Source organism: Streptomyces alfalfae, assembly GCF_004127445.1.
Classification (GTDB): domain Bacteria; phylum Actinomycetota; class Actinomycetes; order Streptomycetales; family Streptomycetaceae; genus Streptomyces; species Streptomyces alfalfae.
The window spans coordinates 150646-176942 of sequence record NZ_QEXM01000050.1 but is presented as its reverse complement, the minus strand read 5'-3'; the positions used below and the strand labels follow the sequence as shown (position 1 = coordinate 176942).

Here is a 26297-nt window from a genome sequence, read left to right as displayed (position 1 = left end):
GCGTTGGACAGGCACGGCGCGGTACGTCGGAGGTGGGCGCGCATGAACGCGGACAGCGGCAGCATGGAACCCGTGGACACGGTGGACGAACCCGGCTGGGACGTCGATCCGGAGGACGAGATCGCCTCGGTGGTCGAGGCGCTCGGGCGTCAGCAGAAGCGGTGGCGTGAGGCTGCCGGGTTGAGTGTGGTCGAGTTCGCCGACGCGATCGGGTACGGCGAGGACCTCGTCCGCAAGGTGGAGCGCGGGGCGCGGATTCCTCGTCCGGAGTACCTGGACAAGGCGGACGAGGCACTGGGAGCGCGGGGCTTCATCTCCGCGATGCGCGAGGAGATGGCCAAGGCCCGGTACCCCAAGAAGGTACGGGAGTTGGCGAAGCTGGAGGAGCGGGCGGTCGAGCTCCTGCTGTACAGCAACCACAACCTGCACGGGCTGCTTCAGACGGAGGAGTACATGCGGGCGCTGCTCGGTGTACGGCGGCCCGCGTACTTACAGGGTGAACTTGAGCGAATGGTCGCCGCGCGCATGGCCCGCCGGTCGGTCTTCGAGCGATCACCGGCTCCTGACCTCAGTTTCATTCAGGAAGAGGTGACGCTGCGGCGACCGATCGGCGGGAGAATGGTGCTCCGCCGACAGCTTGAACGCCTACTGGAAGTCGGGCGGTTGCATAACGTCGAGCTTCAGGTGATGCCGACCATGCACAGTGGGCATCCCGGAATGAGCGGCTTGATCGAAATGCTGAAGTTCGGAGACGGCACGGCGGTGGGACGCTCCGATGGGGCGTTCAACGGCCGCCCTGTCTCCGATCTCCGGCAGCTGCGCATCCTGGAGCTGCGGTATGGAATCATCCGGGCACAGGCTCTTACGCCAGGGGAGTCGCTGGCCTTCATCGAGCGAGCGCTGGGAGAGACATGATCCGTAAGCCCTCCGTCGGGGACGCTGCCGAGCTGGACTGGTTCAAGAGCAGCTACAGCAGCAGCAGCGAAGGTGACGACTGCGTCGAGATCGCCGCCACCCCCGGCACCGTCCATGTCCGCGACTCCAAGCGCGCCCGAGGCCCCCGGCTCACGGTCACCCCGACCGCCTGGGCCGACTTCATCGTCTACGCCTCCCTGGCCTGACCCGGAGGACACATGACCGGCAAGCCATCCGCCGAAGAGGCTGCCACGCTGGACTGGCTCAAGAGCAGCTACAGCAGCAGCAACGAGCCCGGTGACTGCGTCGAGGTCGCCATCTCCCGTGACACCGTCCACGTCCGCGACTCCAAGAACGCCCGGGGCCCCCGCCTCACGGTCACCCCCACCGCCTGGGCCGACTTCATCATGTACGCCTCCCTGGACTGACCCGCGGCCAGGGAGGCGCCCACCGCCCCGCGGCTACAGCACCGGCAGGTTCTTGCGGAGTTCGAAGGCCGTGACCTCGGAGCGGTACTCCTCCCACTCCTGCTTCTTGTTGCGGAGGAAGAAGTCGTAGACGTGCTCGCCGAGCGTCTCCGCGACCAGTTCCGACTTCTCCATCAGCGCGATCGCCTCGCCCAGGTTCTGCGGGAGCGGTTCGATGCCCATCGCGCGGCGCTCGGCGTCGCGGAGCGCCCAGACGTCGTCGTCGGCGCCCGGCGGCAGTTCGTAGCCCTCCTCGATGCCCTTGAGGCCGGCGGCGAGGAGTACCGCGTAGGTCAGGTAGGGGTTGGCGCCGGAGTCGATCGAGCGGACCTCGACGCGCGCCGAGCCCGTCTTGCCCGGCTTGTACATCGGCACGCGGATCAGTGCGGAGCGGTTGTTGTGGCCCCAGCAGATGTACGAGGGGGCCTCGCCGCCCGCGCCCGCCGTGCGCTCCGAGCCGCCCCAGATGCGCTTGTAGGAGTTCACCCACTGGTTGGTGACCGCCGAGATCTCCGCCGCGTGCCGCAGCAGGCCCGCGATGAAGGAGCGGCCGACCTTGGAGAGCTGGTACTCGGCGCCCGACTCGTAGAAGGCGTTGCGGTCGCCCTCGAAGAGGGAGAGGTGGGTGTGCATGCCGCTGCCGGGGTGCTCGGAGAACGGCTTCGGCATGAAGGTCGCCTGGACCCCTTGCTCCAGCGCGACCTGCTTCATGACCAGGCGGAACGTCATGATGTTGTCGGCCGTGGACAGCGCGTCGGCGTAGCGGAGGTCGATCTCCTGCTGGCCCGGGGCGCCCTCGTGGTGGCTGAACTCCACCGAGATCCCCATCGACTCCAGCATGGTGATGGCCTGGCGGCGGAAGTCCATGCCGACGTTCTGCGGGGTGTGGTCGAAGTAGCCGGAGTTGTCGGCGGGCGTGGGCCGCGAGCCGTCCAGCGGCTTGTCCTTGAGCAGGAAGAACTCGATCTCGGGGTGCGTGTAGAAGGTGAAGCCGAGGTCGGAGGTCTTCGCCAGGGCGCGCTTCAGCACGAAGCGCGGGTCCGCGAAGGACGGCGAACCGTCCGGCATCAGGATGTCGCAGAACATGCGGGCGGTGCCGGGGGCCTCCGCCCGCCAGGGCAGCACCTGGAACGTCGACGGGTCCGGCTTGGCGATCATGTCCGACTCGTACACCCGGGCGAAGCCCTCGATCGCCGAACCGTCGAAGCCGATGCCCTCGTCGAAGGCCTGCTCCAGTTCCGCCGGGGCCACGGCCACCGACTTCAGGAAGCCGAGGACGTCCGTGAACCACAGGCGTACGAACCGGATGTCGCGCTCCTCCAACGTACGGAGCACGAATTCCTGCTGCTTGTCCATCTTCCGCTTCCACCCATCCTTGCTGGTCAGGCCGCCTGCTCACATGCCACGGGACGCACCGGGCACACGAGCATCCCACTCCTCGGTTTCGCGCGCGTTGCGGACCCGTGCCGCGGTGTCCCGAGCCGTGTCGCTTGCCGCTCTGCACCCGTGTCGCTTGTCGCTCTGTGCCCATAGTGCCTGCTGGACCGCTCGGCCGTAACGGCGGTGGACCCCGACCCCCGCCGCTATAACTTGCATCTTGGATGCTAATTTGAGCCCCGAACCAGACAAGGGGGGCGCAACCCGTCCTTACTCGCTCCCCTTCCCTCATCCCCCTGACGTCTTCCGTCCCCGATCCGGCCTGATTCGGCCCTGACGAGGAGCCCACCTTGCTGACAGAGCAGTCCGCCGCGACCGTCCGCGCCACCCTTCCCGTGGTCGGAGCCGCCATCGGCGAGATCACCGAGCGGTTCTACGACCGGCTCTTCACGGCCCATCCCGAGCTGCTCGCCGACCTCTTCAACCGGGGCAACCAGGCCGCGGGGACGCAGCGGCAGGCCCTCGCGGGCGCCATCGCCGCCTTCGCGACGCACCTGGTGGAGCACCCGGACGAGCGGCCCGACATGATGCTGAACCGCATCGCGCACAAGCACGCCTCGCTCGGCGTGGCCCCCGAACAGTACGAGACCGTGCGCCTGCACCTCTTCGCCGCCATCGCAGAGATCCTCGGCGACGCGGTCACCGCCGAGGTCGCCGCCGCCTGGGACGAGGTCTACTGGCTCATGGCCAACGCCCTCATCGCCATCGAGGCCCGGCTCTACGCCGAGCACGGCGCCACCGCGGCCGGCGGCACCTGGCGGGACTGGGAGGTCGTCGAACGCGTCGAGGAGACGCCCGACGTCGCCACCTTCCGGCTCCGTCCCGCCGACGGCGCGCCCGCGCCCGCCTTCCGCGCGGGGCAGTACGTGTCCGTGCAGGTCGAACTCGCTGAAGGGGCCCGGCAGATACGGCAGTACAGCCTGTCGGGGGCGCCGGGCGGGGACGTGCGGCAGTTCAGTGTGAAGCGGGTTCTGGGCGCGGGTGCCGGTTCGGGTGCAGGTTCGGGTGTGGGGGCCGGTTCGGGTGTGGGGGCCGATGGGGCGTCTTTGGCGGGAGCGCCGGACGGGGAGGTGTCCCATCACCTGCACGCGCGCGTGCGGGCCGGTTCCGTGCTGCGGGTATCCGCCCCTTACGGGGACCTCGTCCTCGACGGCCTCGACGCCGACGCCCCGCTGCTGCTCGCCTCCGCCGGCATCGGCGTCACCCCGATGATCGCCATGCTGGCGCAGCTCGCCGCCGCCGGGCACCGCGGTCCCGTCACCGCTCTGCACGCCGACCGCTCCCCCGCCGAGCACGCCCTGCGCGACGACCACGCGGCATACACCGCGAAGCTTCCGGCGGGCGCCTCGTACTTCTTCTACGAGCGGCCCGACGCCGGGCACCCCGCCGCACTCACGGGGCTCGCCGACCTGGCCGCGCTGCCGGAGATCCCGGCCGGCACGCGTGCGTACCTGTGCGGGCCGCTGCCCTTCATGCGGGCCGTGCGGACGCAGCTCATCGAGCGGGGCGTCGCCCCCGCCGACATCCACTACGAGGTCTTCGGGCCGGATCTGTGGCTGGCGGGGGTCTGAGTCGGATGGCGTGAGCCTCCCCGGGGGGGCCGGGCTGGGGCCCACCCGGTCAGGGCTGCGGGGGCTCGGGGCGCGTGGTCAGGTTCAGCAGCAGGGGGCCCGTCGGCGAGGCCACGATGTCGGCCACCGTCAGCGGGTCCAGCGAGGCGTAGAAGGCCTCCTGGGCGGCGCGGAGGGCTCCGCGCAGGCGGCAGGCGCCGGCCAGGGGGCAGGGCGTGGAGCCCTCGCAGTCCACCACGTCGCCGTCGCCCTCGAAGGACCTCACCACCGCGCCCACCGACGCCCTACGGCCCGCCTCCGTGAGCCGGAGCCCGCCGCCCCTGCCGCGGCGGGCCTCCAGCAGGCCCATCTTCTGCAGCTCGGCGACGACCTTCGCGGCGTGCGTGTACGGCACCGCCACGTCCGCGGCGACCTCGCGCGTCGTGGGCGCCGTGCCGCTCGCCACGGCCAGGCGCATGAGCGTGCGCAGCGCCAGGTCGGTGGATCGCATGAGCCGCATGGCTTGAGCGTAGGTAATCGGCATCCTTGGCTCAAATTTGTGGGTGGGGGTGGGGTCGGGGCTGAATCGGGGCTGGCTCGGGGTTGGGTGGGCGCTGGGTGGCAGGGGCTGGGCGGGGCTCGGGGGTCTCCGATGGTGGGTGTGGCCGATGTTCGGTGAATGGTCTGTTGTCCGTTCCCTCGTCGCTCTACGATCAGCGGGCTCGCATGCCCGTTCCCGGCCCGTTCCCCGGGTTCTCGGGTTCCCGGATTCCTGCATCCCCCGAAGGACACGCCATGGGTTCCGCCGACAAGTCGCGCAACGTTTCCCGCAAGGCCCGGATAGAGGAGATGCGCCAAGCCGAGCGCGCCCGGGAGCGGCGGGGGCGTGCCCTCACCGTCACGGTCAGCGCGATCGTCGTCGCCGCGCTCGGCGTCGGCGGTTTCTTCCTCTTCTCCCGGGCCTCCGACGACTCGTCGGACGCGAAGGCCGGCTCGAAGGACTGGCCCGCGTACAAGGTGAACGAGGACGGCGAGAAGGTCTGGGGCAAGCTCGGCCGCACGCACGTCGCCGAGAAGGTCGACTACCCCATGAGCCCGCCGGTCGGCGGTGACCACGACCAGGTCTGGATGAACTGCAACGGCGACGTCTACGACCACGAACTGCCCGAGGTGAACGCCGTGCACTCCCTGGAGCACGGCGCCGTCTGGGTCACGTACAACGACAAGGCGGATCCTGCCGACCTGAAGAAGCTGGAGGCGAAGGTCAAGGCGACGCCGTACTCCTTGATGAGCCCCGTCAAGGATCAGAAGGACCCCGTCATGCTGACCGCGTGGGCGCACCAGCGGACCGTGAGCGGGGCCGACGACCCGAAGGTCGGGGAGTTCTTCTCGAAGTACGTGCAGGGCAAGCAGACGCCCGAGCCGGGGGCCGCGTGCACCAACGGGCTGGCCAAGTGAGGGACGCGCACGCGTTCCGGCGGTGCCGTGCCGCGTGGGCCGTCGGGGCGGTCCTGGCTGTCGTCGCGGCGTGCGGGGTCACGGTGGCCGTGGCCTCCGCGTCCTCCGGTGACGGGGCGGGTGCGCCTGCCTCCTCGTCGGCAGACGCCGGTTTCGCGCGGGACATGGCCGTGCACCATCAGCAGGCCGTGGAGATGTCGTACATCGTGCGGGACCGCACCTCCGACGAGGAGGTACGGCGCCTCGCCTACGACATCGCCCAGACCCAGGCCAACCAGCGCGGCATGCTGCTGGGCTGGCTGGACCTCTGGGATCTGCCGAAGGTGCCGGAGGGGGCGCCGATGGAGTGGATGGGCATGGGGGACGTGCCGCCGGGGGCCGACGGGGCGCTGATGCCGGGCATGGCGACGAACAAGGAGCTCGCGCGGCTGGGGCGGCTCAAGGGGAGGGACGCCGAGGTCCTGTATCTGCGGCTGATGACTCGGCACCATCGGGGTGGGGTGCACATGGCTTCGGGGTGTGTGCGGCGGTGCGGGGTTTCCGCGGAGCGGCGGCTTGCCGAGGGGATGGTGGAGTCGCAGGAGTCGGAGATCGCGCTCATGAAGAGGTTGCTGGGGGCGCGTCGCGCTTCGTGACGACCGGTCCGGGTGAGGGGCGGCGGGGGCGCGACGGGGCGTGTTTGGGGGCGGGGCGTGCTCTGAGGTGGGGGCGCGACGGGTCGTCTTCCGGGGGCCTCGACAGGGCGGGACGGAACCGCGCGGGGCGTCTTCGGGGCGGGGTCGCGACGGGTCGTCTTCCGGGGGCCTCGACAGGGCGGGGCGGGACCACGCGGGGCGTCTTCGGGGCGGGGTCGCGACGGGGCGGGGCGGGCCGCGACGGGTCGTGATGGGGGCGGGGCCGCGACGGTATGTCCGTCCTCGCTATCACGGTGTCGGCGAATTGCCGCTTCGGCGCCCTGGGCCGTGCCACTGTGCTCCGGGCGGACATACCGACACGTCCCCCTTCGGTCTCGATCGCGTCTGCGGGACGGCCCTCCCACTCGCCCCCCTTCCCGGTCCCTGCGCCCACCGCTCGCGCGGGGTGAACGGGTGGGCCGGGTGTTAGGCATACGCCGCGGAGCGGCGGTCCAGGGCAGGCCGCGGAGCGGACTAGAAGCACCCGCCTTCGAGGATCGCCTTCGCCACCTCAGCGGGGCGGTCCCGCATCGCCAGGTGGCCGCTGGGGTGGAGTACCCGCAGGGTTCCTCCCAGGTCAGAGGCCAGGTCTCGCTGGCGGGCGACCCATTTCCGGTCCCGTCGCCCCGCGGCAGCCGCCAGCACCGTCACCGGCAGCCCTGGCTCCAGGGGGGTGTCGCGCCGGAGGCGGGCGAGTTCCGTGGCCACGTCGCCGTACGTCACGTACTCCATGAGCGAGGCCCGCCACACCCGCCGGCTGCCGTACAGCGAGGCCCAGGGAGTGGGCGCCAGGCGTCGGCGCAGCGCGGGTCCGAGCGCCCGTGGGACGCCCGCCGCGCCCAGCAGTGCCCCGCACATCCGCGCGCCCCCGGTCCTCATCCCGCGCGGCACGAGCACCCGTGGCCGTTCCTCCACGCTGGAGTCGACCAGTACGAGCCCGGCCGTCTGCTCCGGGTACAGCCGCGCGAACGCCTCCGCGTGGAATCCCGCGAGCGAGTGCCCGACGACGGTCGCCCGTGGCGTTCCGCCGAGCGCGGCGGCGAGGACTCGTGAGATCCGTCCCGCCTCCGCCCGCAGGGAGGGCGCCACGCGCGCGTGGCCGCTGAGCCCGAGGCCCGGCCGGTCGAAGCGGACGACGGTGCGGCGGGGCGCGAGCAGCGGTACCACCGGGTCCCAGTCGAACCAGCCGAGGCCGAGCCCCGCGCTCAGGACGCACACCGGGCCGCTGCCCGTCACCCGGACGTGGTGCGGTACTCCCCCGATCCGCACGAAGGTCACGTCCGCCGCTCCCGCGCGGTCATCAGCGACCAGGCGAGGACCGCGATCCACACCGCGACGACCAGCACCTGGAGCCGCTGCCCCGCCCCGAGCCCCCACGTCCCCCGCCCGGCGGAGAAGGCGGCGACCGCTGCCAGCGTCCAGGCCGTGGCCACCGCCTGCGCGACGAGCAGGGCAGGGCCCGCCGACGCGAGGACCAGCCAGCGGTCGGCGCTCCGCCGCGCGGCGAGCGTGCAGGCCGCCATGGCGAGCAGCGCCCCCGCGACCGCCAGGCCGCTGCTGAACGCGTGGGCGGCGTGCGTCCACGGCACGTCGCCCGCCGCCTCCCTCGCCGCGCACCCGGCGGACGCGGTCGGCGCGCAGCTCAGCGGCAGCCGCGAGTCCGCGGCGGTGGCCGCCCCGAACAGGGCGAGTCCGGCCCAGCCCGCCAAGGCCCACCCCCGCGGCGCTTGCCGCAGGAGTGCCGTCAGCGCGCCCGCGAGGAAGAGCAGCCCCGCGAGGAGGTCCGCCGTGCGGAAGAACGCCCCGTACGGCTCCCCCTCGGCGGCGAGTTCACTCACGTACGAATCGAGGGGGGAGAGCCCGGTGGGCAGGACCGCCTCGGCCGTCCAGCTGGTGTAGAGGAGCGCGCCGAGCAGCAGGAGGACGGGCGCGGTGCGCGCGGCGGCGCGGGGCTCCTGCTGAGGGGGCATGGACACCGTCGGGGCCGGGGAATCGGGCAGGCCCATGCTATGCGGCCGCCGTCCGGGACGGCAGGCCGCCGGTGGCGTTCCGCGCCGGTTCGTCCGTGGTCGTCATGCGTTCATGATCGGCGTCGTGGCGGGCGCCCGCATGTCGGCCCTGACACGCGCGGCAGCCGCCTCACCCGCCCGGCCAGGCATCGCGTCGCTCTGACGATTACACTGGGCGCGTGCCTCAACTACGCCTCGCCTTGAATCAGATCGACTCGACCGTCGGCGATCTCGCCGGGAACGCCGAGGCGATCGTCCGCTGGACCCGGCACTCCGCCGAGCAGGGAGCGCACTTGGTGGCGTTCCCCGAGATGGCGCTGACCGGGTATCCCGTCGAGGACCTCGCTCTGCGGTCGTCCTTCGTCCACGCCTCGCGCGCGGCGCTGCACGCGCTCGCCGCCCGGCTGCGGGACGAGGGCTTCGGCGAGCTGCCGGTCGTCGTCGGGTATCTCGACCGCACCGAGGAGGCCAAGCCCCGCTACGGCCAGCCCGCGGGCGCGCCGCGCAACGCCGCGGCCGTGCTGCACCGCGGCGAGGTCGTGCTGACGTTCTCCAAGCACCACCTGCCCAACTACGGCGTCTTCGACGAGTTCCGCTACTTCGTGCCGGGCGAGACCCTGCCGATGGTGCGGGTGCACGGCGTCGACGTCGCCCTCGCCATCTGCGAGGACCTCTGGCAGGACGGCGGCCGCGTCCCCGCCACGCGTACGGCGGGTGCGGGTCTGCTGCTCTCCATCAACGCCTCGCCCTACGAGCAGAACAAGGACGACCAGCGGCTCGAACTGGTCCGCAAGCGCGCCCAAGAGGCCGGCTGCGTCACCGCGTATCTTGCGATGATCGGCGGGCAGGACGAGCTGGTCTTCGACGGCGACTCGATCGTCGTGGACCGGGACGGCGAAGTCATCGCGCGCGCCCCGCAGTTCGCCGAGGGCTGTGTCGTCCTGGACCTGGAGCTGCCCGCCGCCGCCCCGACGCCGCCGTCCGGCGTCGTGGACGACGGCCTGCGCGTCGAGCACGTCACGCTGTCCGAGGAGCCCCTGCCCCGTTACGAGGCCGAGCTGACCGGCGGGTACGCCGAGCGGCTCGACGACGACGAGGAGGTGTACTCGGCGCTGGTGGTGGGCCTGCGGGCGTATGCCGCGAAGAACGGTTTCAGCAGTGTCCTGATCGGCCTCTCCGGCGGCATCGACTCGGCGCTCACGGCCGCGATCGCCTGCGACGCGCTGGGCGCGCAGAACGTGTACGGGGTCGCGATGCCGTCCCGCTACTCCTCCGAGCACTCCATCGGCGACGCGGAGGAGCTTGCGCGCCGCACCGGCTGCAACTTCCGCACGGTGCCGATCGCGCCGATGTTCGACGCCTACATGGGCTCACTCGGGCTGACCGGCCTCGCCGAGGAGAACCTCCAGTCGCGGCTGCGCGGCACGATGCTGATGGCGCTCTCCAACCAGGAGGGCCACATCGTCCTCGCGCCGGGCAACAAGTCCGAGCTGGCGGTGGGCTACTCGACGCTGTACGGCGACTCGGTGGGCGCGTACGGGCCCATCAAGGACGTCTACAAGACGGCGATCTTCCGGCTCGCCCGGTGGCGCAACCGCGCCGCCGAGGAGCGCGGGCAGACGCCGCCGATCCCGGAGAACTCCATCAGCAAGCCGCCGAGCGCGGAGCTCCGTCCCGACCAGGTCGACACGGACTCCCTGCCCGACTACCCGGTCCTCGACGGCATCCTGGAGATGTACGTCGACAAGGACCAGGGCGCCGACGCGATCGTGGCCGCCGGTTACGACCGGGAGCTGGTCACGAAGACGCTGCGGATGGTGGACACCGCCGAGTACAAGCGGCGCCAGTACCCGCCGGGCACGAAGATCTCCGCGAAGGGCTTCGGCAAGGACCGGCGTCTGCCGATCACCAACCGCTGGCGCGAGAGCGCCGACACCGAGGGCTGAGCCGAGGGCTCTCCCGCGACGGACCGGCCCGTGGGCCCGTCCCGCTTCGACGCCTCGGCGCCGCGGTGGGGCGGGCCCACTCGGCTCTCAGCGGCCGGACGGCTCGTAGGCGCGGGTCGAGCCGGAGGCGACCAGGCGCTCGGTGCCGTGGGCCGGGGCCTTGCGGTCCACGAGGTACGCCGCCGCGGCGACCGCGAGGCCGAGGACCGCGAGGATCGCGCCCGTGACCGCGGGCGAGGTCACGCCGAATCCGGCCGCGAGGGCGAGCCCGCCGATCCAGGCGCCGCCGGCGTTGGCGAGGTTGAACGCCGCCTGGTTGGCGGACGAGGCCAGCGACGGGGCCGCCGACGCCTTCTCCATGACCATGAGCTGCAGCGGCGAGCCCGTCGTGAACGCCGCCATGCCGAGCAGCGCCACCGCGAGGGCCGCGCTCCACCCGGCGCTCATCAGGAGCGGGAAGAGGGCGAGCACGACGGCCAGCGCGATGAGGCCGCCGAAGAGTGTGCCGCGCAGGGAGTGGTCGGCGAGCCGGCCGCCGAGCAGATTGCCCGCGGTGGCGCCCACGCCGAACAGCGCGAGCAGCACGGTGACGCTCGACTCCGCGTAACCGGCGGCGTCGGTGAGCATCGGCGTGATGTAGCTGTACGCGGCGAAGAGCGCGCCGAAGCCGGCGACGGTCGTGCCGAGGGCCAGCCACACCGGGCCGCTGGCGAGCGCCCGCAGCTCACCGCGGACGCCGACCGCGTCGCCGTGGCCGTGGTCGGCGGGGACGAGCAGGGCGAGCGCGGCGATGGCGACGAGCCCGATGGCGCTGACCGCGAGGAACGTGGCGCGCCAGCCGAGCTGCTGCCCCATCGCGGTGGCGACGGGCACGCCGACGATGTTGGCGACGGTCAGGCCGAGGAACATCAGGGAGACCGAGCGGGCCTTGCGTTCCGGGCCGACGAGCCCGGTGGCGACGACCGCGCCGACGCCGAAGAAGGCGCCGTGCGGCAGGCCGCTGACGAAGCGGGCGGCCAGCAGCGAGGTGTTGTCGGGGGCGACCGCGGAGAGCGCGTTGCCGACGACGAAGAGCGCCATGAGGCCGATCAGGACGCGGCGGCGCGGCAGCTTCGCGGTGACGGCGGCGAGCAGCGGGGCGCCGATGACGACGCCCAGCGCGTACGCGGACACGAGGTGACCGGCGGTGGGGATGGATATGTGCAGGTCGTCGGCGACGTTGGGCAGCAGGCCCATCATCACGAACTCGGTCGTGCCGATGCCGAAGGCGCCCACGGCGAGGGCGAGCAGGGCCAGGGGCATGAAGAAGTACCTCTCACGGAAGCGGGGGGAGCGGGCCGAGGGCCGGGGGTGACCGGCGCGGGCCGCGCGGGGCGGGGACGGAGGAGCGGACGCGCATCTATAAGTTTACGTACGGAACAAACTCGCGCGCACCCAGTATTCCGTGCGGTCTCAGTGCGGTGCCCCGACCGGCGTGCGGTATTCCGTGCGGCGTGGTGTCCCGACCGGTGCGCGGCGTCCCGTGCGGTGTGCGGTAGTCCGTGCGGTGTCGGCGGGTCGTCGGCCGACACCGCCTCCCCCTGGACCGGCCCTCGCTCACGAGGAGAGGTCGCGTCTGCGACGAGAGCCCGCGTCTACGTCGGAGAGCCCGGTCTACGAGGAGAGGTCGACGCGCGCCGCGATCGGCAGATGGTCGCTGCCCGTCTCCGGCAGCGACCAGGAGGAGACCGGCTCGACGCCCTTGACCATGATCTGGTCGATGCGCGCCATCGGGAACGACGCGGGCCAGCTGAAGCCGAAGCCGTCGCCCGCCGCGCCCTGCGTGGAGCGCATCTGGGAGGTGACGGCGTTCAGGGCGCGGTCGTTCATCGTGCCGTTCAGGTCGCCGAGCAGGACGACCTTGTCGAGCGGCTCGTCGGCGATGGCCTCGCCGAGCGCGTCGGCGCTCTCGTCACGCTGGTTGGCGGTGAAGCCCGCGTCGAGCTTCACGCGCACCGAGGGCAGGTGGGCGACGTACACCCCGACCTCGCCCTTGGGGGTGTCGACCGTCGCGCGCATCGCGCGCACCCAGCCCAGCTTGATGTCCACGGGCCTGCTGTCGGTCAGCGGATACTTGCTCCACAGGCCGACCGTGCCCTTCACCGAGTGGTACTTGTACTGCCCCGCGAGAGCCTTCTCGTACGTGGGGACGGCGGCCGGGGTGAGCTCCTCCAGCGCGATCACGTCGGCGCCGGACGAGGCGACGTCCTGGGCGGTGCCCGTCGGGTCGGGATTGTCCGCGTTCACGTTGTGCGTGGCCACGGTGAGGTCGCCGCCGGCGCCGGACTTGTCGCTGATCAGGCCGCCGAAGGAGTTGAACCAGATGATGGTCGGCAGCAGCAGGGCGATCAGCGCGGTCGCCGACTTGCGGACCACGGCGACCACGAGCAGCACCGGCACGAAGACGCCGAGCCACGGCAGGAACGTCTCGGTCAGGCTGCCGAGGTTCCCCACGTCGTTGGGGATCTGCGCGTGGAACAGCATCACCAGGGCGATGAGGACCGCGGCGCCCGCCGTGACCAGGCCTCGCCGCCAGATGCCCGGGTCACCGCGCCAGCCGTCGAGCGCGCGCCGCAGCCGGGAACCCGGGCGCTCGGGCGCCGGGCCGCCGCTGTCCGTCTCCGTCACATACGCCTGCTGCGCCATGCCTAGTCGCCTCACTGACTGCCGTGCACACCGTCACTCCCGCCCCGGGAAACCCTAGGCGATGATCGGCGCCGTTCCTGCCGTCCGCGACGGCCCTACTGGCACAAGGACGAGCGGGGCGACGCGCGAGGTTCCTGAACCGTACGCGGGACCGCCTCCTGTGACGAAACGCGCACACTCGCCGCACGCTCTCCCCTGACGCAGGGGCCCGGCCCTTCCGGGTTTTGGGGGCGCAGCTCTCCCCGGGTTCGGGGGCGGCTCTCCCGGATCGCGGGACGCGGCCCTCCCCGGGCTCGGGGGCGCAGCCCTCCCGGATCCAGGGAAGCAGCCCTCCCCGGGTTCGGGGGCGCAGTCCTCCCGGATCCGGGGAAGCAGTCCTCCCGGTTCAGGGACTCAGCCCTCCCCGGTTCAGGGACGCAGTCCTTCCAGGACGGTGTCCACGATGCGCTCGGCGAGATCGTCGTCGAGCGGCGCCTCGGGCCGCATGACCGTGCGCAGCAGCATGGGGCCCACGAGCAGGTCGTTCGCCATCTCCAGGTCGACGTCCGTGCGCAGCTCACCGTTGGCCGCGCCCCGCCGCAGCACGTCCAGGGTGAGGCGGCGGCGGGGGTCGATGACGGTGGTGTGGTACGCCTCCCAGAGCTTGGGGAGCGCCTTCATCTGCGCGAAGACGTTGTGCAGCAGGGCCGAGGAGCGCATGGTCAGGCCGCGGCGGCGCAGCCCCTCCAGGAGGCAGACGAGGTCGTCCCGCATCGAGACGCCGGGCAGCTCCTGGTCGGGCTCCTCGAAGGCGCGCAGGACGTCCACGAAGAGGGCCTCGCGGCCGTCCCAGCGCCGGTAGATGGTCGCCTTGCCGACCCCGGCGGTGCGGGCGATCCGCTCGATGGACAGCTCGGTGAGCGGAACGCCCTCGTCCACGAGCCGCAGGACTCCCTCGATGATCGCCTGCTGCACGGCCTCGCTCCTGGGGCGCCCGGGGCCCCCCTTGGGCACCGGGGCCCCTTCCGCGGGATGTGCGCCCTTGGCGATGTGGACCACGTCGTCTCCGTCTCTCCCGGCACTGCGGCCGGGCTGATTCTCTCAGTGTCCGGCGCCCACGGGCTCCGCCTCCTTCTCCCGCGGCTCCGGCTCCTGCGGCACGCGGCCCGGCAGGAAGAGGAAGACGACCACGGCGCCGATCACGGCGACACCCGCGCCCCACAGCGCCGTCACGTGCATGGCGTGCAGGAACGAGTCGTTGGCCGCGGTCACCAGGTGCTCGCCCCGGGGCCCGAGCTTCGCCGCGACGCCGAGGGTCGCCTCGATGGACTCGCCCGCGGTGTGCCGGGCCCCCTCGGGCAGCAGGGTCAGCTCGTCCTCGACGCCCTTGCGGTACGCGGTGGAGAGCACCGAGCCGAGGACCGCGATGCCGAGGGCGCCGCCGACCTGCCGGAAGGTGTTGCTGAGCGCGGAGGCGGAGCCCGCCTTCTCGCGCGGCAGGGCCTGCATGATCACGACACTGGTCGGCGTCATGATGTGCGCCATGCCCGTGCCCATCAGGAAGAAGATGACCTCGAGGATCCAGATCGGCGTATCGGCGTCCAGGATCGTGAAGAACGCGAGGGTGGCCATCACCAGGAGCAGCCCGCCGGTGCAGACCGCGCGGACGCCGAAGCGGTCGACGACGAGCCGCGCGCGCGGCGCGAAGATGAGCTGGGCGACGGCGAGCGGCAGCATCAGCAGACCGGTCTGGAGCGGCGAGTAGCCGCGCACGCTCTGGGTGTAGAAGACCGCGAAGAAGGTGACGCCCATCAGCGCGAAGAAGACGAGCGCGATGGCGCTGATCGCCGCCGAGAAGACCTTGTTCTTGAAGTACGTGACGTCGACGGACGGGTGGTCGCTGCGCTTCTCGTAGAACACGAAGGCGACGAGGACGGCGAGGCCGCCGAGGGCGGTGCCGAGGACGGCGGGGTCGGTGAAGTCGGCGAGCTGGCCGCCCTTGATGATGCCGTACACCAGCAGGACGAGGCCGACCACGGAGAGCACGACGCCCACGAGGTCGATCCGGCCCGGCTTCGGGTCCCGCGAGTCGGGCACGAGCCAGATCATCAGCGCGACGGCGACGACCACGATCGGCACGTTGATCAGGAAGACCGAGCCCCACCAGAAGTGGTCGAGCAGCACACCGCCGGTGATCGGGCCGATGGCGATGGCGAGGCCGACGCCGCCGGCCCAGATGCCGATGGCCTTGGGCTGCTCCTCGCGTTCGAAGACGTGCATCAGGACGGCGAGCGTCGCCGGCATCACGAAGGCGGCGCCCAGGCCCATCACCGCGCGGAAGGCGATGAGCTCCACGGGCGAACCGGACTGCGCGGCGAGCGCGGAGCCGATGCCGAAGACGACGAGCCCGGCGAGCAGGACCTTCTTCCTGCCGAGGCGGTCGCCGAGCAGGCCCGCCGTGAAGAGCAGCCCCGCGAAGACGAGCGTGTAGGAGTTGATCGCCCACTCCAGCTCGCTCTGGGTGGCGCCGAGTCCGGTCGGCTCGGGGGTGGAGATCGTCTTGATGGCGACGTTCAGGATCGAGTTGTCGAGCACCACGATCAGCAGGCTGAGCATGAGCACCCCGAGGATCGCCCAGCGGCGCCGGTGCACGGCTTCGGGGATGCGGGGTGGGGTGGGCAGGGCTGAGGTTGACATGTGGCGAGCGTAACCCTATTTCGATACGAGACCGTCTCGTATTGGAACGACTTTACTCAGTGGTCCGGTGGCCTTTACCCGGTGGTCTGCCCAGGTAGGTGTGGGGTGCGGGACGTTTGCCGCCGCACGGCTTTCGGGTGGACGGTTTGCGTCGGACGGCTGCGGACGGCGTCGTTCCGTCGGACGGTTTGCGTCGGACGGCTGCGGACGACGTCGTTCCGTCGGACGGTTCGCACGGGATGTCGGACGCACTAGCCCCGGGGTGGTTGCTGGTGCCACCATGGAAGTGGTCCGGGGACGCCGTCAGGGCGCCTCGAGATGACATGAAGGAGCCGTTGCGATGACGCAGCTTTCGGCTGCCCAGACGAGCGCCGACGCCCCGCGGAACCCCGACAGCAGCAAGGCGCTGTACGGCGGCAAGGGCACCCGGCGCATCACTGTGCGCGACATCACCGCCGCCAAGGAGCGCGGCGAGAAGTGGCCCATGCTCACCGCCTACGACGCGATGACCGCGTCCGTCTTCGACGAGGCGGGCATCCCCGTCATGCTCGTCGGCGACTCGGCGGGCAACTGCCACCTCGGGTACGAGACGACCGTGCCCGTCACCCTCGACGAGATGACCATGCTGTCGGCGGCCGTCGTACGGGGCACGAGCCGTGCCCTGATCGTCGGCGACCTGCCGTTCGGCTCGTACCAGGAGGGCGCGGTCCAGGCGCTGCGCTCGGCGACCCGGCTGGTGAAGGGGGCGGGCGTCGGGGCGGTGAAGCTGGAGGGCGGCGAGCGTTCCCTCGCCCAGACCGAACTCCTCGTCCAGTCCGGCATCCCCGTCATGTCGCACCTCGGCCTGACCCCGCAGTCCGTGAACACCATGGGCTACCGGGTGCAGGGCCGCGGCGACGAGGCGGCGCACCGGTTGCTGCGGGACGCCAAGGCGGCGCAGGACGCGGGCGCGTTCGCGGTCGTCCTGGAGCTGGTCCCCGCGGAGCTCGCCGCCGAGGTCACCCGCTCCCTGCACATCCCGACCGTCGGGATCGGCGCGGGCTCCGAGTGCGACGCGCAGGTCCTGGTCTGGACGGACATGATGGGCCTGACCGGCGGCAGGATGCCGCGCTTCGTGAAGCAGTACGCGGAGCTGCGGAACGTCATGGCCGGGGCGGCGAAGGCGTTCGCGGAGGATGTCGTGGGCGGGGCGTTCCCGGCGGCGGAACACGCGGTCCACTAGGCCTCCACGTCGACCTGCCGGTGCCGGCAGCCTGGCCTGGGTCCCGCCGGGGCCTCGCGTGGGGTTCCGCCGGGGCCTCGGCGATGGCCTTGCCCGGGGCCCGTCGGCCTGGCGCTGGCAGGGGCCTTGCCTGGGGTCAGATCGCGCCGGCCTGGCCTGGCGGCAGCCTTGCCCCGGGTTACGCCGCCGCCGTGTGAACCATCGCGGCACCATGGCAGCCCGCCGATTTCCCCCGTCGGCGGGCTGCCCGCGACGTCCCTCGGGGTGCTCGCCCTGCCCCGATAGCCCTCGGGGGCCTCTCCTGTCCCGCCGCTCCGCGGCGGATCCTCTCCCACCCACCCGCCCGATACTCCGCAGCGGAACGGCTGGGTAGGGACGGAACGGGAGACAGCGGACGGGCGAACGGAGACACCCGCCGCGAAGCGACGGGCCAGGGAACAGCCGCCGAGAAACGGGCGGGCGGGCGGGAAACACCCGACGCATCGCCACGGACCAGCGGCAGCACACGAGCAGCCGCGGCGAGCGGGAGACCGCCGACGCGAAGCGGCGGAACAGGGAACGGCCGCCGAGATACGGGCGGGTGGGCGGGAGACATCCGGCGCGAAGCGACGGGCCAGGGGGCAGCCGCCGACAAACGGGCAGGCGGGAGACACCCGACGCGAAGCGACGGGCCAGGGAACAGCCGCCGAGAAACGGGCGGGCGGGCGGGAAACACCCGACGCATCGCCACGGACCAGCGGCAGCACACGAGCAGCCGCGGCGAGCGGGAGACACCCGACGCGAAGCGGCGGAACAGCGAACAGCCGTCCAGGCACGGCACGGGCGGGCCTCGGGGAGACACCCGGCGCGAAGCGGCGGGACCAAGGGCAGCCGCCGCGAAACAAGCAGACGGACGGACGGCACTCGGCGAAGCCGCGGGGCGGGAAACAGCCACCGGGCGACACAGGAACCCGCCGCACAACAGCGCACGGCCAGCTCCGAGGCCCCACCGAGGAACGGCCCCGCCGCAAGGAGGCCAGGTCCCTGCCGAGGCGGAATCCACCCGAGGCACGGCCCCGCCCGGGGCGGGACGCCGGCCTGTCGGTGGGATGTCGGCCAATTGTCGGTGCCGCATGGCATCTTGTGCGACATGACACGAATCGACAAGAACCCCGGCAGCGCAGGGAGCGCGGTCACCGTAAGGGGACTGGTCAAGCACTACGGCGAGACCAAGGCACTGGACGGCGTGGACGTCGACGTACGCGAGGGCACCGTCCTCGGCGTGCTCGGTCCGAACGGCGCCGGCAAGACCACCCTCGTACGCTGCCTGTCCACCCTGGTGAAACCGGACGCCGGCACGGCCGTCGTCGCCGGTTACGACGTGGTGAGGCAGCCCCGCCAGCTCCGCCGCGCGATCGGCCTCACCGGGCAGTACGCGGCGGTGGACGAGAAGCTCTCCGGCCGCGAGAACCTGTACATGATCGGGCGCCTGCTCGACCTGTCCCGCAAGGAGGCCAGGGCGCGGGCCGACGGCCTGCTCGAAAGGTTCTCCCTGACCGAGGCGGCCAAGCGCCCCGCGAGCACGTACTCCGGCGGTATGCGCCGCCGCCTCGACCTGGCCGCCTCGATGATCGGCAGCCCGGCCGTGCTCTATCTGGACGAGCCGACGACCGGCCTCGACCCCCGCACGCGCAACGAGGTGTGGGCCGAGGTCAAGCGCATGGTCGGCGACGGCGTGACCGTGCTGCTCACCACGCAGTACATGGAGGAGGCCGAGCAGCTGGCCTCCGAGCTGACGGTCATCGACCGCGGCAAGGTCATCGCCAAGGGCGGCATCGAGGAGCTCAAGGCCAAGGTCGGCGGCCGGACGCTGCGGATCCGCCCGGCCGACCCGCTGGAGCTCAGCCCGCTGGCGGACGCCCTGGACGACCTGGGCCTGACCGGCATTGCCACGTCCACGGTGGACACCGAGACCGGCACGGTCCTGGTGCCGATCCTCAGCGACGAGCAGCTGACCGCGGTGGTCGGCGCGGTCACCGCGCGCGGCATCACGATCGGCTCGATAGGCACCGAACTGCCCAGCCTGGACGAGGTGTTCCTCTCCATCACCGGCCAGAAGGCCAGCGCACCGCAGGAAGTCCGTCCCGAACTGGAGGAGGTCGCCGTATGAGCACCACCACTCTCACGCCGCCCCTCGCCAAGGGGGACGCGGACGCCCGTATCGGCCTGCGCGGCCATGTCCGCCACACCAGCGCGCTGGTCCGCCGCAACCTGCTCTGGATCCGCCAGGACCCGGAGTCGATGTTCGACGCGGTCCTGATGCCGATCGTCTTCACGCTCCTGTTCGTGTACGTCTTCGGCGGCTCCATCGGGCAGGCGCTCGGCGGCGGTCAGGACCAGTACGTGCAGTACGTGGTGCCGGGCATGATGGCGATGATGAGCATGAACATCGCGATGGCGGTCGGCACGGGGTTCAACCAGGACTTCCAGACCGGCATCATGGACCGCTTCCGCACCCTGCCGATCGGCCAGGGCTCGGTCCTCTTCGCCAAGATCGTGGTCGAGCTGATGCGGATGCTCATCGCGACGACGATCATGATGATCGTCGGTGTCCTGGTCGGCTTCGACATCACGAACTGGGGCGGTCTGATCGCCGCCGTGGCCCTGTCGGCGCTCTTCGGCTCGTCGATCATGTGGATCTTCCTGGTCCTCGGCGTCACCATGAAGAGCGCCCAGTCGGTGCAGGCGATGGGCTTCCTGGTCCTGATGCCGCTGCAGTTCGGCTCGTCGATCTTCGCTCCGACCCAGTCCATGCCGGGCTGGCTCCAGGCCTTCACGGACTACAACCCGCTGTCCTCGCTCGCGGACTCCGCGCGCGGCCTGATGGTCGGCGGCCCCGTGGCGCACGACGTGTGGGTGACGGTCGGCTGGTCGGTGGTGCTCACGCTGGTGATGGCGCCGATCGCGATCCACAAGTTCCGCACCAAGAGCTGACCCCGGCACGCACCGCGCGCCCCCGTGGCTGCGCCCCGGTGCGGAGCCCTGGTCCTGTGCACGGAGCATGGACGGCTGCGCACGGGGTCAGCCCCGGCGCCCAGGGTTGGCCCCTGTGCGCCGGACCAGCCCCTGTGCGCAGGTCTACGGCCCGGTGCACAGGACCACGGCGTCCTCCACCGACAGCCCGGCGCCCTCCGCGTACGCGGCCTCGTACCGCGCGGTGCCCAGTGCCGCGCGGGCGAGGCGTTCCGCGGAACCGCGGATGTCCCGCTCGGTGGCGTTGGAGGAGTGTCCCGGCGGCAGCTCCCGTGCGGCGGCCGCCAGGAGACGCGCGGCGTCCTCGGCCCGGGCGCCGTCGTCCAGGCTCGCCATGGCGAACGCGGCGATCCACAGGTGGACGGCGGCGCCCTGCGGGGCGATGATCCGGGCCAGCGACTCGCGGCTGCCCGCGAGGGCCTCGGCCGCCATGGCGAGCCCCTGCGCGGGCCGGCCGTCGAGGGTGGCTATCCAGGACTCGATGCCGAGGACGAAGCTGTCGAAGACCCCGTAGCCGATCAGGCTGAACTCATCGCGCAGCAGCGCGAGCTGTTCGCGCGCCTCGGCGATCCGGCGGGCCCTCCCGAGGCCGCTGATGAGGAAGAGCCTGGCCGCGGGGAGCGCCTCGCCGGTGATCGTCCGGCCGCTGTTGTCCAGGATCTCCCGCAGCATCGCCTCGCCGCGCGCGAAATCCTCCGTCTCCATGAGGGCCGAGCCGAGGCGGGCCTTGAGGACGGCGACCTGCGCCTGGGCGCCGATCCGGGCGGAGTACTCGGCCGCGGCCTCGAAGTCCGCGGCGGCCAGGGCGAACTCTCCCCGCTGCTCGTGCGATTCGCCGCGCGCCGAGAGCGCCTCGGCGATGCCCCACATGTCCCCCAGCTCCTCGAAGCCCCGCAGCGCCTCGTCCGCGTCGCGCCGGGCGTCGCCCGCCCAGTCACCGCGGTTGGCGAGGAGGTTGGCGCGGGTCTGCAGGGCGGCGGCCAGCTCCCACCGGTAGCCGAGGACGCGGCAGGCGGCGACGGTCTCGTCGAGGGTGACGCGCAGCAGGTCCGGGTCGCCGCCGAGGAGCACCGCGAAGAACCAGAGGTTGCCCGGTGTGCGGCAGGTCTGCGGCAGGCCGGGGCGGTACACCGTCCTGATGCCGCGCAGTTTCTCCTCGGCCTCCGGCGTCTGCCAGTCGTCCATGTCCAGGTCCATGCAGGACAGCCGGAGCAGATGGGCCCCGCGGCGCGCCTCCCGCAGGACTTCGGGGAGCATCGGCGGCGGGGCGGCCGTGCACGGCTCGTACAGGGGCGGCGCGGGGACATGGGGCGGCGCGAAGGGGTCGGGGCCGAGGGCGGTGACGTCGCGGGACCAGTTGCGCGTCTCCATGCGCAGGCCGCGGATCTGCCAGTACCAGGAGAGGGAGAGCACGAGGCAGAGCGCCTCCTGTTCGTCCTCGGCGGCCACGGCGTGCCGCAGGGCGGTGCGGACGTTCTCGTACTCGGTCTCCAGGCGTTCGACGGCGGCGTGCTGCCCGTGCCCGCGCAGTTCGGGGTCGGTGGTCCTCGCCACCTCGCGGTAGTGCGTGAGGTGGGCGCGTTCGGCCCCGGTCCGGTCGCCGGCCTCGTCGAGCCGCTCGCCGGCGTACTCGGCGACGGTCTCCAGGAGGCGGTAGCGCATGCCGGCGTCGGACAGGGGTGAGGGGGCGGCGACGACGAGGGACCTGTCGACGAGGGAGCCGAGCACGTCGGCGACGTCGTAGGCGCCGTCGGCCGTGGCGCAGACCGCCTCGGCGGCCGGCAGGTCGCAGCCGCCGGCGAAGACGGAGAGGCGGCGCAGCACGGTCCGCTCGGCGGCGTCGAGCAGTCCCCACGACCAGTCGACGACCGCCCGCAGGGTCTGCTGGCGGGGCAGGACCGTGCGGGCGCCGCTGGTCAGGAGCCGGAAGCGGTCGTCGAGGCGGTCGGCGATCTGCCGGGGGGTGAGCAGCCGCAGGCGTGCGGCGGCCAGCTCGATGGCGAGCGGGAGGCCGTCGAGGCGCCGGCAGATCTCGGCGGCGGCCTCCGGGTCGTCGTCGACGGTGAACCCGGGGCTGGCGGCGGCGCCGCGCTCGGCGAGCAGGCGCAGCGCGACCGGCTCGGGCAGCGGCTCGACGGGGCGCAGCGATTCGCCGGGGACGCCGAGGGGTTCGCGGCTGGTGGCGAGGATCCGCAGGTCGGGACAGCGGGCGAGGAGTTCGTCGGCGAGGCGGGCGGCGGCTTCGACGACGTGCTCGCAGTTGTCCAGGATGATCAGCATGCGGCGCCCCGCGCAGTGCTCGACGAGGCGGACCACGGGGTCCTCGCCGTGCCGCTCGGAAAGGGCCCGCATCTCCTCGGCGCCGGCGCCGCGCAGCACGGTCTCGCGGGCGCCGAGCGCGGTGAGCAGGGTCTCGGGTACGTCGGCGGGGTCCTCGACGGGGGCGAGTTCGGCCAGCCACACGCCGTCCGGCAGGTTCTCCGCGACGACTTCGGCCGCTTCCTGCGAGAGCCGCGTCTTCCCGGCCCCGCCGGGGCCGAGGAGCGTGACGAGCCGGGCCCGCGCGAGGTCGCCCCGCAGCGCGTCGATGTCGGCCTCGCGTCCGACGAAGGAGGTCAGGCGGGCGCGGAGGTTGCCGGGCCGCCGCGGGCCGCGGGCCGTGCCGGGCCGCCGGGGGTCCCGTCCCGTGCCGGGAGGTTCGGGTGCGCGGTCCGGCGGCGGGCCGGGGCCGCGGAGCAACTCCTCGTGCAGTGCGCGCAGTTCGGGGCCCGGGTCGGTGCCGAGCCGGTCCGCGAGGAGGCGTCGCACGCCGTCGTACGCGGCCAGTGCCTCCGCCGCGCGTCCGGCGTCCCTGAGCGCGCGCAGCCGCAGGGCCTGCAGCGGCTCGTCGAGCGGATGGGTGTCGCACAGCGCGCCCAGCTCGGGCAGCACCTGTTCCGCCCGTCCCAGGGCGAGGGCGGCGGCGGTCCGGGTGCGCAGGGCGTCGAGGCGCCGCGCCTTCCAGCGGGCGGCTTCCGCGGTGCGGTCGGGCAGATCGGCGAGGGGTTCGCCGCCCCACAGGGCGAGCGCGTCGTCCAGGAGCGCGGCCGCTTTCGTCGCGTCCCCGTCGGCCAGCGCGCCCGCGCCCTCGCCCACCAGCCGCTCGAAGCGGAACACGTCCACGTCGTCGGGGTCCGCGCTGAGCCGGTACCCGCCGTCCACGGAGGCGATGACGCCCGCGCCCAGCGCCCTGCGGAGCCTGCCGACCAGCGCCTGCAGCGCGCCGGGCGCGTCGGCGGGGGGCTCGGCGGCCCAGACCTCGTCGACCAGGGCGGCGACGGGCACCGCGCGGCCCGCCCGCAGGGCGAGCACCGTCAGGAGGGCGCGCAGGCGGGGGCCGCCGACCGCGACGGGGGAACCGTCGGGGCCAAGGGCCTGGGTGGAGCCGAGAAGCCGGTAGCGCACGGCCCCATTGTCACCTCCGCGCGCCGCGCCGCCGTCACGCACCCGTCCGCCCACCCGCGGCCCTCCCCCGTACCTGCCGCCGCCTCGCCCTCTACACCTCCGCGACCTCCAGCTCCACCAGGACGCCCGTCTCCCCGCGGCGGCTCCCCGGGTGGGCCGAATCCTCCCACCGGAACCACTTGGGGCACTGCTCGACGGGGCGCAGCTCGCGCTCGCCGGGCACCACCTCGTACGCGTCCGCGGAGGTTTCGGCGAACCGTCGCGTCACGACGTGGATGGCGCGGACCCGGCCGGCCGTGTCCGGCCGGCGGTCGCCGTGCCGCTCGACGGTGAGCAGCCCGGTGAGCCGCGCCCGCTCGGGCCACGGCTCGGGGCGGCCGTAGGGGACGGTCACGCCGCGGTCCCGCACGACGGAGGGCTCGAAGGGCTCCTCGAAGTCTTCTCCGCCGTCCTCGAAGCCCTCCCCGTCGTCCTCGAAGTCGCCCCCGTCGTCACCCCCGTCCTCGGCTTCGAAGTCCTCCCCGTCGTCGTCGAAGTCCTCCGCATCGTGCGCGAAGTCACCCCCGTCCTCGGCCTCGATGTCACCCCCGCCGTCGGCCTCGAAGTCCTCTCCGTCGGACCGGTCCCCCTCGATACCGGCCAGCGCCTCCACCGGCCCTTCGAGGTCGCTGAGGTCGGCCGCCCAGGCCGGGTCGCGGCACTCCTCGTCGAGCCGCAGCGGCCACGCCACCTCGTCGCCCACCGCGAACGGAGTGCCGCAGCACTCCATCTGCCAGTCCTCGTACAGCACCTTCCACACCGTGCTCCGCGTCATGGGTCCAGGCTCCCCGGAACTCGCCGCACGGCGCGAGACGTTTTCGCCGTACGAGCCGGTACGGTCGGGCTCGCCCGGCCGTCAGACCCCTGGAGCACCGCCCCATGACCACCGCACCTGCCCGCAGCAGTGACCGGCGGATCAGCCCCGTCTTCCTGGGGATCGCCGCCGTCACGGCGGTCTCCGGCTGGGCCGCCTGGACAGGATTCGCGGACAATGCCGGGCTCGCCGTCTTCCTCTTCGTGACGGCCGCCTGGATCGTCTCGCTCTGCCTGCACGAGTACGCGCACGCCCGCACGGCCCTGCACAGCGGCGACATCTCGATCGGCGCGAAGGGCTATCTCACCCTCGACCCGCTGAAGTACACGCACGCGCTGCTCAGCATCGTGCTGCCCGTGCTGTTCGTGATCATGGGCGGCATCGGCCTGCCGGGCGGCGCGGTCTTCATCGAGCGCGGGCGCATCCGGGGCCGCTGGCGGCACAGCCTGATCTCGGCGGCGGGCCCGCTGACGAACGTGGCGTTCGCCGTGGTCTGCACGGCGCCGTTCTGGCTGGACGCGCTGGACGGCGTCCCCGACGCGTTCCGCTACGCGCTCGCGTTCCTCGCGCTCCTCCAGGTGACCGCCGCGATCCTGAACTTCCTGCCCATCCCCGGCCTCGACGGGTACGGCGTGATCGAACCCTGGCTCTCGCGCGGAATCCGGCGGCAGGTGGAGCCGTTCGCGCCGTTCGGGCTTCTCGCGGTCTTCGCCGTCCTGTGGATCCCGTCCGTCAACGCCGTCTTCTTCGACGCGATCGACGCGGTCCTCGGGGCCCTCGGCGTGGAGGAGTGGGACACGTACTGGGGCCGGGAGCTGTATCAGTTCTGGGAGGGTTCCCAGGAGGCGCCGCCGCGGCCGGCCTCCTAGGAGGTGGCGCCCGCGGCCCGCTGCGCGTCACGGCCGGCCTTGGCCCGGCGCAGGTAGAACCACGCCATGTTCGACGAGAGCCCCGCGAGCAGCACCCAGACGACGCCGAGCCAGCTGCCCCGCGCGAAGGAGATCACGGCCGCGGTGACGGCGAGCGCACAGACCACGAGGGCGTAGAGGGCGAGGCGGGGCATGGGGGTCGGCTCCTGTCGGGTGCGGCGCGGGCGCCTGGGCGTGGTGCGGACGTACCCGTCCAGTGTCCCCCATGCCCGCCCGCGCCCCGCACGGCCCCGCGCCGACCCCGCGCCCACGGGGACCGGCCCCGTCCTACACGTCCGTGACCCGCAGCCCCGCGTGCGCCTTGTAGCGGCGGTTGACGGAGATCAGGTTGGCGACCAGGGACTCGACCTGGTGGGCGTTGCGCAGCCGTCCGGCGAAGACGCCGCGCATGCCGGGGACGCGGGCGGCGAGCGCCTGCACCACGTCGGTGTCGGCGCGCTTCTCGCCGAGCACCATGACGTCGGTGTCGATCTCCTCGATGTCGGGGTTCTGGAGCAGCACCGCCGACAGGTGGTGGAAGGCGGCCGTGACGCGGGAGTCCGGCAGCAGCGCGGCGGCCTGCTCGGCGGCGCTGCCCTCCTCGGGCTTGAGCGCGTAGGCGCCCTGCTTGTCGAAGCCGAGCGGGTTCACGCAGTCGATGACGAGCTTGCCGCTCAGCTCCTCGCGCAGCGCTTCGAGGGTCTTGCCGTGGCCCTCCCACGGCACGGCGACGATCACGACGTCGCTGCGCCGCGCGCACTCCGCGTTCTCGGCGCCCTCGACTCCGAGGCCCAGCTCGTCGGCGGCCGTCCGCGCCCGGTCCGCCGCGCGGGAGCCGATGATCACCTTCTGTCCGGCGCGGGCGAACCGGTAGGCGAGGCCGCGCCCCTGGTCGCCGGTGCCGCCGAGGACACCGACGATCAGCCCGGAGACGTCGGGCAGCTCCCAGGGGTCCTTGGCCGGGGTCTTCGCGGGGGCGTTCTGCGCACTGTCTGTAGAGGTCATGGGGCGACCTTACTCACCGGTCACGGCCGGTCACGG

The 26297-nt window shown here is 72.6% G+C and carries 23 protein-coding genes; 11 read left to right on the top strand and 12 right to left on the bottom strand.

Annotated elements, in window-relative coordinates; translation table 11 throughout:
* Window positions 1-42: 42 nt before the first annotated feature.
* Genes DCW30_RS31900 through DCW30_RS31890 form a run of 3 tightly spaced genes read left to right on the top strand, consistent with a single transcriptional unit; the run spans window position 43 to window position 1343 of the window.
* The gene (locus tag DCW30_RS31900; RefSeq protein WP_076686646.1) at window positions 43-915 is read left to right on the top strand and encodes a helix-turn-helix domain-containing protein; all 873 of its coding nucleotides are present in this window, start codon (window positions 43-45) and stop codon (window positions 913-915) included.
* A complete protein-coding gene (locus DCW30_RS31895; RefSeq protein ID WP_076686645.1) occupies window positions 912-1121 on the top strand; it encodes a DUF397 domain-containing protein in 210 nt (69 codons plus the stop codon). Before DCW30_RS31900 ends, DCW30_RS31895 begins: the two co-directional genes overlap by 4 nt.
* Before the next feature lie 12 nt (window positions 1122-1133).
* A complete protein-coding gene (locus DCW30_RS31890; RefSeq protein WP_076686644.1) occupies window positions 1134-1343 on the top strand; it encodes a DUF397 domain-containing protein in 210 nt (69 codons plus the stop codon).
* Between the two features lie 33 nt (window positions 1344-1376).
* Here DCW30_RS31890 and DCW30_RS31885 read toward each other — a convergent pair whose 3' ends face one another.
* Window positions 1377-2738 (bottom strand): glutamine synthetase family protein, encoded by a 1362-nt coding sequence (locus DCW30_RS31885; RefSeq protein WP_062780170.1) that lies wholly within the window; start codon window positions 2736-2738, stop codon window positions 1377-1379.
* A 371-nt stretch (window positions 2739-3109) separates the two neighbouring features.
* Between DCW30_RS31885 and DCW30_RS31880 the strand changes: the two genes are divergently transcribed.
* Window positions 3110-4390 carry a globin domain-containing protein gene (locus DCW30_RS31880; RefSeq protein ID WP_076686643.1) on the top strand — a complete coding sequence of 427 codons (1281 nt, stop codon included), beginning with the start codon at window positions 3110-3112 and terminating at the stop codon, window positions 4388-4390.
* 49 nt (window positions 4391-4439) lie between these two features.
* Here DCW30_RS31880 and DCW30_RS31875 read toward each other — a convergent pair whose 3' ends face one another.
* Complete coding sequence (locus tag DCW30_RS31875) at window positions 4440-4889, bottom strand: Rrf2 family transcriptional regulator (RefSeq protein ID WP_076686642.1); 450 nt, start codon at window positions 4887-4889, stop codon at window positions 4440-4442.
* A 275-nt stretch (window positions 4890-5164) separates the two neighbouring features.
* Between DCW30_RS31875 and DCW30_RS31870 the strand changes: the two genes are divergently transcribed.
* Window positions 5165-5827: a DUF3105 domain-containing protein gene (locus DCW30_RS31870; protein WP_076686641.1), complete on the top strand. Its 663-nt coding sequence runs from the start codon at window positions 5165-5167 to the stop codon at window positions 5825-5827.
* Window positions 5803-6462: a DUF305 domain-containing protein gene (locus tag DCW30_RS31865; RefSeq protein WP_373569142.1), complete on the top strand. Its 660-nt coding sequence runs from the start codon at window positions 5803-5805 to the stop codon at window positions 6460-6462. The genes DCW30_RS31870 and DCW30_RS31865 overlap by 25 nt, the downstream gene beginning before the upstream one ends.
* Window positions 6463-6975: 513 nt before the next feature.
* On the opposite strand, the gene DCW30_RS31860 is transcribed toward DCW30_RS31865, so the two are convergent.
* Window positions 6976-7779: an alpha/beta fold hydrolase gene (locus DCW30_RS31860; RefSeq protein WP_076686639.1), complete on the bottom strand. Its 804-nt coding sequence runs from the start codon at window positions 7777-7779 to the stop codon at window positions 6976-6978.
* Window positions 7776-8471 carry a DUF998 domain-containing protein gene (locus DCW30_RS31855; RefSeq protein WP_076689401.1) on the bottom strand — a complete coding sequence of 232 codons (696 nt, stop codon included), beginning with the start codon at window positions 8469-8471 and terminating at the stop codon, window positions 7776-7778. Before DCW30_RS31855 ends, DCW30_RS31860 begins: the two co-directional genes overlap by 4 nt.
* A 218-nt stretch (window positions 8472-8689) precedes the next feature.
* On the opposite strand from DCW30_RS31855, the gene DCW30_RS31850 reads away from it, so the two are divergent.
* On the top strand, window positions 8690-10456 hold the full coding sequence (locus DCW30_RS31850) for an NAD+ synthase (protein ID WP_076686638.1): 1767 nt from the start codon (window positions 8690-8692) through the stop codon (window positions 10454-10456).
* A gap of 87 nt (window positions 10457-10543) precedes the next feature.
* On the opposite strand, the gene DCW30_RS31845 is transcribed toward DCW30_RS31850, so the two are convergent.
* The 4 genes from DCW30_RS31845 to DCW30_RS31830 form a co-directional block, all read right to left on the bottom strand.
* Window positions 10544-11758, bottom strand: coding sequence for an MFS transporter (locus DCW30_RS31845; RefSeq protein WP_076686637.1), 1215 nt, complete (start codon window positions 11756-11758; stop codon window positions 10544-10546).
* A gap of 351 nt (window positions 11759-12109) precedes the next feature.
* Entirely contained in the window at window positions 12110-13141 is a 1032-nt protein-coding gene (locus DCW30_RS31840; protein WP_076686636.1) for an endonuclease/exonuclease/phosphatase family protein, read from the bottom strand.
* A 408-nt stretch (window positions 13142-13549) separates the two neighbouring features.
* The gene (locus DCW30_RS31835) at window positions 13550-14095 is read right to left on the bottom strand and encodes a TetR/AcrR family transcriptional regulator (protein ID WP_079107423.1); all 546 of its coding nucleotides are present in this window, start codon (window positions 14093-14095) and stop codon (window positions 13550-13552) included.
* A gap of 126 nt (window positions 14096-14221) precedes the next feature.
* Window positions 14222-15817 (bottom strand): MFS transporter, encoded by a 1596-nt coding sequence (locus DCW30_RS31830; protein WP_076686635.1) that lies wholly within the window; start codon window positions 15815-15817, stop codon window positions 14222-14224.
* 340 nt (window positions 15818-16157) lie between these two features.
* Between DCW30_RS31830 and panB the strand changes: the two genes are divergently transcribed.
* From panB to DCW30_RS31815, 3 genes are all read left to right on the top strand, one after another.
* Entirely contained in the window at window positions 16158-17039 is an 882-nt protein-coding gene (gene panB, locus DCW30_RS31825; RefSeq protein WP_076686634.1) for a 3-methyl-2-oxobutanoate hydroxymethyltransferase, read from the top strand.
* A 1129-nt stretch (window positions 17040-18168) separates the two neighbouring features.
* Window positions 18169-19188, top strand: a complete 1020-nt coding sequence (locus DCW30_RS31820; RefSeq protein ID WP_076686633.1) for an ATP-binding cassette domain-containing protein — start codon at window positions 18169-18171, stop codon at window positions 19186-19188.
* Window positions 19185-20012, top strand: a complete 828-nt coding sequence (locus tag DCW30_RS31815; protein ID WP_062777041.1) for an ABC transporter permease — start codon at window positions 19185-19187, stop codon at window positions 20010-20012. The genes DCW30_RS31820 and DCW30_RS31815 overlap by 4 nt, the downstream gene beginning before the upstream one ends.
* A gap of 144 nt (window positions 20013-20156) precedes the next feature.
* On the opposite strand, the gene DCW30_RS31810 is transcribed toward DCW30_RS31815, so the two are convergent.
* The gene (locus DCW30_RS31810) at window positions 20157-23495 is read right to left on the bottom strand and encodes an AfsR/SARP family transcriptional regulator (protein WP_076689399.1); all 3339 of its coding nucleotides are present in this window, start codon (window positions 23493-23495) and stop codon (window positions 20157-20159) included.
* Between the two features lie 91 nt (window positions 23496-23586).
* A complete protein-coding gene (locus DCW30_RS31805) occupies window positions 23587-24309 on the bottom strand; it encodes a DUF6578 domain-containing protein (RefSeq protein ID WP_076686632.1) in 723 nt (240 codons plus the stop codon).
* 104 nt (window positions 24310-24413) lie between these two features.
* Between DCW30_RS31805 and DCW30_RS31800 the strand changes: the two genes are divergently transcribed.
* The gene (locus DCW30_RS31800) at window positions 24414-25217 is read left to right on the top strand and encodes a site-2 protease family protein (protein ID WP_076686631.1); all 804 of its coding nucleotides are present in this window, start codon (window positions 24414-24416) and stop codon (window positions 25215-25217) included.
* Here the strand turns inward: DCW30_RS31800 and DCW30_RS31795 are convergent.
* Both DCW30_RS31795 and npdG read right to left on the bottom strand, forming a co-directional pair.
* Window positions 25214-25411 (bottom strand): hypothetical protein, encoded by a 198-nt coding sequence (locus tag DCW30_RS31795; protein WP_062777047.1) that lies wholly within the window; start codon window positions 25409-25411, stop codon window positions 25214-25216. The two genes, DCW30_RS31800 and DCW30_RS31795, sit on opposite strands and share 4 nt — an antisense overlap.
* Before the next feature lie 133 nt (window positions 25412-25544).
* Window positions 25545-26261 (bottom strand): NADPH-dependent F420 reductase, encoded by a 717-nt coding sequence (npdG, locus tag DCW30_RS31790; RefSeq protein ID WP_076686630.1) that lies wholly within the window; start codon window positions 26259-26261, stop codon window positions 25545-25547.
* Between the last annotated feature and the right edge of the window lie 36 nt (window positions 26262-26297).

What these genes read in the sequence shown, in the direction of transcription:
- DCW30_RS31900 (WP_076686646.1), top strand. Translation starts at nt 43, where the DNA reads ATGAACGCGGACAGCGGCAGCATGGAACCCGTGGACACGGTGGACGAA.
- DCW30_RS31895 (WP_076686645.1), top strand. Translation starts at nt 912, where the DNA reads ATGATCCGTAAGCCCTCCGTCGGGGACGCTGCCGAGCTGGACTGGTTC.
- DCW30_RS31890 (WP_076686644.1), top strand. Translation starts at nt 1,134, where the DNA reads ATGACCGGCAAGCCATCCGCCGAAGAGGCTGCCACGCTGGACTGGCTC.
- DCW30_RS31885 (WP_062780170.1), bottom strand. Translation starts at nt 2,738, where the DNA reads ATGGACAAGCAGCAGGAATTCGTGCTCCGTACGTTGGAGGAGCGCGAC.
- DCW30_RS31875 (WP_076686642.1), bottom strand. Translation starts at nt 4,889, where the DNA reads ATGCGGCTCATGCGATCCACCGACCTGGCGCTGCGCACGCTCATGCGC.
- DCW30_RS31870 (WP_076686641.1), top strand. Translation starts at nt 5,165, where the DNA reads ATGGGTTCCGCCGACAAGTCGCGCAACGTTTCCCGCAAGGCCCGGATA.
- DCW30_RS31855 (WP_076689401.1), bottom strand. Translation starts at nt 8,471, where the DNA reads ATGCCCCCTCAGCAGGAGCCCCGCGCCGCCGCGCGCACCGCGCCCGTC.
- DCW30_RS31845 (WP_076686637.1), bottom strand. Translation starts at nt 11,758, where the DNA reads ATGCCCCTGGCCCTGCTCGCCCTCGCCGTGGGCGCCTTCGGCATCGGC.
- DCW30_RS31840 (WP_076686636.1), bottom strand. Translation starts at nt 13,141, where the DNA reads ATGGCGCAGCAGGCGTATGTGACGGAGACGGACAGCGGCGGCCCGGCG.
- DCW30_RS31830 (WP_076686635.1), bottom strand. Translation starts at nt 15,817, where the DNA reads ATGTCAACCTCAGCCCTGCCCACCCCACCCCGCATCCCCGAAGCCGTG.
- panB (WP_076686634.1), top strand. Translation starts at nt 16,158, where the DNA reads ATGACGCAGCTTTCGGCTGCCCAGACGAGCGCCGACGCCCCGCGGAAC.
- DCW30_RS31820 (WP_076686633.1), top strand. Translation starts at nt 18,169, where the DNA reads ATGACACGAATCGACAAGAACCCCGGCAGCGCAGGGAGCGCGGTCACC.
- DCW30_RS31815 (WP_062777041.1), top strand. Translation starts at nt 19,185, where the DNA reads ATGAGCACCACCACTCTCACGCCGCCCCTCGCCAAGGGGGACGCGGAC.
- DCW30_RS31805 (WP_076686632.1), bottom strand. Translation starts at nt 24,309, where the DNA reads ATGACGCGGAGCACGGTGTGGAAGGTGCTGTACGAGGACTGGCAGATG.
- DCW30_RS31800 (WP_076686631.1), top strand. Translation starts at nt 24,414, where the DNA reads ATGACCACCGCACCTGCCCGCAGCAGTGACCGGCGGATCAGCCCCGTC.
- DCW30_RS31795 (WP_062777047.1), bottom strand. Translation starts at nt 25,411, where the DNA reads ATGCCCCGCCTCGCCCTCTACGCCCTCGTGGTCTGTGCGCTCGCCGTC.
- npdG (WP_076686630.1), bottom strand. Translation starts at nt 26,261, where the DNA reads ATGACCTCTACAGACAGTGCGCAGAACGCCCCCGCGAAGACCCCGGCC.